This is a genomic window from Psychrilyobacter sp., from assembly GCF_049671765.1.
Taxonomy (GTDB): Bacteria; Fusobacteriota; Fusobacteriia; order Fusobacteriales; family Fusobacteriaceae; genus Psychrilyobacter.
Map to the genome: position 1 here is coordinate 1 of NZ_JBATVM010000325.1, position 4,675 is coordinate 4,675.

The following is a 4,675-nucleotide window of genomic DNA, read 5'->3' on the forward strand; positions in this document are numbered from 1 at the left end:
AAGTTATTAGGTGTCATAATTTTATTCATTAATTCCCCCTTTGAAGCCTATTGTATCTATCACATAATATTTTTTCTAATCGAATATTTACTATGTTTTCTTGGGCTTTTTCTAGCTGTTTATATTCTCCAAACTCTTCTTCCTCAGATATTCGATCGCATAGATCATCAATTTCATCCTGAGTAATAATTTTTAACATATGGGCTAATTTATCAGCTTTGGTAACTTTTTTTATATCTACTGGCTCTACTACCTTGTGATCGCCATCTTTTAAAATTGCTACTAAGATCTTAGAATTTATAGATTTATTTTTTAATTTCATAAATTCAATTACTTTTTTAATATCTTCTAGAGATCCATTTGAATAATTTTTAATATTTTTTAGTGTTTGAGAATTATAGTTTTTAAAATTATTTTCTATGAGTAGGTCTTTTAGATCTTTAAAAAAATTATCTTCAGGGGCAGCAGCAGGATTTTGCTTTTCTATTGCTACTACTGTTTCTTTATTCTTTGTTTCTAGGTTCTTAGTTTCTTTATTTAGCGGGATATAGCCGTCACTGGTTACGGATATATCGGTCACTAGTGACGGGATTTCCCCGTCATTAGTGACAGGATTTTCCGGTAACTGTAGGAAGTCAATAAGATTGGTAACTAAAAGTGATTTTTTATCTTTACCACTGTATTTAACTCCTAATTTTCTACTTAAAAGTCTGATGTTATCTCTACTCATTTTTATGATACTTTCTCTAGTAAGTTCTATATTTCCAACTTCTCTACCATAAGCCAAATCACTTACACTATCATCACTTGATATTTCTTCTAAGATCGCTTTGTGATTGATATAGTAATAACTAGATATTGGCATTCCTTTTCTTTCAATTTTAAATAAGTTTTTTTCTACTCCTAGTTTTTTTATAGTAGAGATCCTATCGATATTAATTCCTGTATATAGCTTGATTGATGTATCGTGACAATAGAACTCTTCTCCTTCGTGATACCTCTCTTGATCGATTAGATAAGCTATAAGAGATGCTAACTCTACGCCATATTTAGCCATCAATTTTTTATTAACCATTAATGTGGCTTCTTGGGATAGTGTATTTTGTAAAATATTTTTAAAGTTCATAATCGGGTCTCCTTAATTTTTTTTAATTTTTTTAAATGATTTTCTAAGTTTTGAAGTATACTAAAATAAGCATTTTTTTTAGGAGGTGAAACCTATGTATGTAGCAGGTGAAAAGCCAGGTATAGGAACTTATATATGTTTAATGTGTCAATTAGAACTAATCATAGAAAGTGACAATGAGAAATTACCTGGTTGTCCAGAATGTGGCGGAGGCATCTATAAGAGGGTAGATTAATCTACCTTCTTATTTTTTTTGTCAGATTTTCTTTTATAAGTTTCTTTTCAATATTAGAATTTTCTATTTTTAGTTTCTCACGACATCCAACCGAATATTCTAGGAGCCATATTCTCACATCATCATCCAAAGCTTCATACTGGACCTCTAAAGCGTCTATTTGTTTTCTTTTTTCAAGGTATGTATCATTGAATTCATTTATCTTTTTATCTAAATCTTCCAGGGCTTTTTTCATAGATGGAAGATCTTTTAGCTTTAGGATCTTAGATCTAGTTTTGGTAAATGATTTTTGCATATCTTCATTCCATTTGTTTAGATTAAAACTCTTTATCCTTCTCTCATCATCCAAATCATCTATTACTCCTGCATGTCTCAGATGTTCTTCAAAAGTTCCTATTCTTACTTGCATATTCATGCTTCTTTCTAGCTCTAAGGATAGAGCTGAATCTGGTCTAGCCATGTGTTACCTCCTAGTTATGATATTTTGATTTCTACTATTTTTTATTTTTTAAAACTTCTTTAATAAAACTCATAGCAATAGAGCACCATAAAGGAAATAACGTGATCATCCAACTTGCTTTGATAATTCCTAGTAGTTTTAGAAAAATACTTAAAAAAATAACCCATCCAATTTTAGTCATTTTCCCTCCCTTAAAATAATTTCTTTTGCTTCTCCCCGAGATCATAGGTCAGCTTTTTTACTTTCTTTATAAATTCATTCTTTTTTATCTTCTCTTTATTTCTGAAGACGCTTTTTATAACCGTAGCATTTGAAATTTCCATTTTAACCTCCTGTTATTAAATAAAATTTATAAATTCTAATATACTGTTAAGTAAATATTTATTTGGCAGTTATTGTAAAACTTATCTCTAAAACCTTTGAATATTTTAGTAAAGTATTCAATGTTATTGCTTTCCCAACTTCGAGATTATTTAGTGTCATAGATACAGAAGACCTAGTAATACCTAGTTCTTTAGCCAATTTTGATTGAGACATTTTTTTCATTCTCAAAGCTTTTTTTATTTCCATAGCAATTTTCTTTTTTTCAACAATATATTTCATTTTTCCCTCCTCGGAGTGGTAAGTATTTACTTTACACTTGAATAATACAACATCATTTTTATTGTGTCAAGTATATACTTAGCAGTTTTTTTAAAAACGTCAAATAAAAGCTTAACATAACACATTAAATATACTATTATTACTGTTAGGAGGTTGGTTATGAATTATAATAAATTTTTAAAGAAAAAACGAGAAGAAGTTGGACTTTCAACTAGAGGATTAGCAAATAAAATAGGTGTAACAGGATCATATATTTCAATGATTGAAACAGGAAAATCTAAAAACCCACCTTCTGAAAAAATATTAAAAAAACTTTCTGAAGCGTTACATATGACTAGTTCTGAAGAGGAAAAGTTTTTTGAACTTGTAGATGAAGAAATATTACCAAAGAGAATAAAAGATAAATTAGAAGCTTTAAATAAAAACAGTAGAAGTGATAAGTCTAATATTGGACCGATCATATTTGAAGAAATGATAAATGTACCTGTTTATGATTCTGTATCAGCAGGATGTCAAGATGGTCTGGAACCTAATCCAGAACCTGTAGAATATGTTTCTTTACCCAAAAGAATGGCTAAAGGTTGCGTAATCGTAAATGTTCATGGGGATAGTATGGAGCCAACATTAGAGAATGGAAGTAGTGTCTTAATTAAATTAAATGCAGAGGTAGGTCATAATGAAATTGGTGTATTTATTTATGATGACGAACCTTTAGTTAAAAGATATAAATCCTTTGATGGAAAAAGTTTTTTATATTCAGATAACTTAGAATATCCTCCAAGAGAAGTGAGAGAAGAAAATGAATTTAATATATGCGGGAAAGTTATTTGGATAATGGCAAAACCGTAAAAACGAAATAGTTTTATCTAATATAGTGGAGGTTAAAATGAACGGTTCTAATTTCAAACAAATTAAAATTTTAAAAACGGAAGATATTCCATTATATGAAGATGTAAAAGTAATTGATGGAGCCCTTATTTATGGTGAAGTAGTTGGAACTTATACAATATTTTATTTTGAAAATAGTAATTATAATGAACCATTCGTTGCTGTACTGATGAATGATGACTCTATGGATTCAGGGATCATTGAAGAAAAAAAAATAGGTGAAGGATCTCAGGTTTTAGCAGAAATGGATAGCCCATTAATAGTAGATAACCTTGGTCTTTTTTCATACAATGGAGAATGTATTATAAGAAAGTTTAAAGTAGGTGGAAAAAATCCAGTTTTAGAAGCTTTTAATAAGAATTATCCAGAAATTAGAGTAGAGGATAAAGATAAGTTTTATATCCTTGGAAAAGTTATAGTAAGTAGAGTGGTGGACGATTTTCTGTAGGAGAAAGTTTAAATAAATTAAGAACAACGAGGAGAAAATGATAATGGAAAAAGAAAAAGAAAATTTCCAAGATGTACTTTGGAAATCATGTGATAAATTAAGAAATAATATGGACCCAGCAGAATATAAATATGTAGTTTTAGGACTGGTGTTTTTAAAATATATATCTGATAAATTTGAGTTGAAATATCAAGAACTTACAGAAGAAGAGATAGCAGATGGACTAGATAAAGGAGAATTAAGCGAAGATAGAGATGAATACACATCTGAAAATATATTCTGGGTGCCTCAATCTGCTAGATGGGCTGAGATAGTTAAAGATGCAAAAAAAGCTGAAATTGGTGTAACTATTGATGAAGCAATGTTTGCAATAGAAAAAGAGAATGCTCAATTAAAAAATGTACTTTATAAAGTATTTGCAAATCCTAATTTAGATAAGGGGAAATTAGGTGAATTAATAGATATGATTGGAAATATTAACTTACATTCAAAAGATAATAAAAATGAAGATGTATTAGGGCAAGTATATGAATTTTTCTTAGGGAAATTTGCTAACTCAGAGGGAAAAAATGGAGGACAATTCTATACTCCTGAATCCATAGTAAAAACTATAGTATCTTGTCTGGAGCCTACAAGTGGAAGAGTATATGACCCTGCTTGTGGATCAGGTGGAATGTTCGTACAATCTGAGAAATTTGTGGAAAACCACCAAGGGAGATTAGGAGATATATCTATATTTGGTCAAGAGAGTAACGGTACTACATGGAAACTATGTAAGATGAACTTGGCGATCAGAGGGATAGAGGTAGATCTTGGAAAGGAACCTGCCGATACCTTTACAAATAACCAACATTCTACAAAGAAGATGGATTATATAATGGCTAATCCGCCATTTAATATCAAAGACTACTGGCA

The 4,675-nt window shown here is 29.8% G+C and carries 9 protein-coding genes; 4 read left to right on the forward strand and 5 right to left on the reverse strand.

The window, feature by feature from the left end:
- Nucleotides 1-28 precede the first annotated feature (28 nt).
- The gene (locus WBG30_RS15080; RefSeq protein WP_424505477.1) at nucleotides 29-1,126 is read right to left on the reverse strand and encodes a hypothetical protein; all 1,098 of its coding nucleotides are present in this window, start codon (nucleotides 1,124-1,126) and stop codon (nucleotides 29-31) included.
- A gap of 94 nt (nucleotides 1,127-1,220) precedes the next feature.
- Between WBG30_RS15080 and WBG30_RS15085 the strand changes: the two genes are divergently transcribed.
- A complete protein-coding gene (locus WBG30_RS15085) occupies nucleotides 1,221-1,361 on the forward strand; it encodes a zinc ribbon-containing protein (RefSeq protein ID WP_424505478.1) in 141 nt (46 codons plus the stop codon).
- A 1-nt stretch (nucleotide 1,362) separates the two neighbouring features.
- On the opposite strand, the gene WBG30_RS15090 is transcribed toward WBG30_RS15085, so the two are convergent.
- Genes WBG30_RS15090 through WBG30_RS15105 form a run of 4 tightly spaced genes read right to left on the reverse strand, consistent with a single transcriptional unit; the run spans nucleotide 1,363 to nucleotide 2,424 of the window.
- Nucleotides 1,363-1,821 (reverse strand): hypothetical protein, encoded by a 459-nt coding sequence (locus WBG30_RS15090; RefSeq protein WP_424505479.1) that lies wholly within the window; start codon nucleotides 1,819-1,821, stop codon nucleotides 1,363-1,365.
- A gap of 34 nt (nucleotides 1,822-1,855) precedes the next feature.
- Nucleotides 1,856-2,002 (reverse strand): hypothetical protein, encoded by a 147-nt coding sequence (locus tag WBG30_RS15095; protein ID WP_424505480.1) that lies wholly within the window; start codon nucleotides 2,000-2,002, stop codon nucleotides 1,856-1,858.
- A gap of 10 nt (nucleotides 2,003-2,012) precedes the next feature.
- Nucleotides 2,013-2,144 (reverse strand): hypothetical protein, encoded by a 132-nt coding sequence (locus WBG30_RS15100; RefSeq protein WP_424505481.1) that lies wholly within the window; start codon nucleotides 2,142-2,144, stop codon nucleotides 2,013-2,015.
- Between the two features lie 58 nt (nucleotides 2,145-2,202).
- Nucleotides 2,203-2,424, reverse strand: a complete 222-nt coding sequence (locus WBG30_RS15105) for a helix-turn-helix domain-containing protein (protein ID WP_424505482.1) — start codon at nucleotides 2,422-2,424, stop codon at nucleotides 2,203-2,205.
- Between the two features lie 159 nt (nucleotides 2,425-2,583).
- Between WBG30_RS15105 and WBG30_RS15110 the strand changes: the two genes are divergently transcribed.
- The 3 genes from WBG30_RS15110 to WBG30_RS15120 all read left to right on the forward strand — a co-directional run.
- Entirely contained in the window at nucleotides 2,584-3,273 is a 690-nt protein-coding gene (locus WBG30_RS15110; protein WP_424505483.1) for an XRE family transcriptional regulator, read from the forward strand.
- Between the two features lie 37 nt (nucleotides 3,274-3,310).
- A complete protein-coding gene (locus WBG30_RS15115; RefSeq protein WP_424505484.1) occupies nucleotides 3,311-3,760 on the forward strand; it encodes a S24 family peptidase in 450 nt (149 codons plus the stop codon).
- Nucleotides 3,761-3,803: 43 nt separating this feature from the next.
- Nucleotides 3,804-4,675, forward strand: an 872-nt coding sequence (locus WBG30_RS15120; protein ID WP_424505485.1) for a type I restriction-modification system subunit M, incomplete at its 3' end; no start/stop codon positions are given.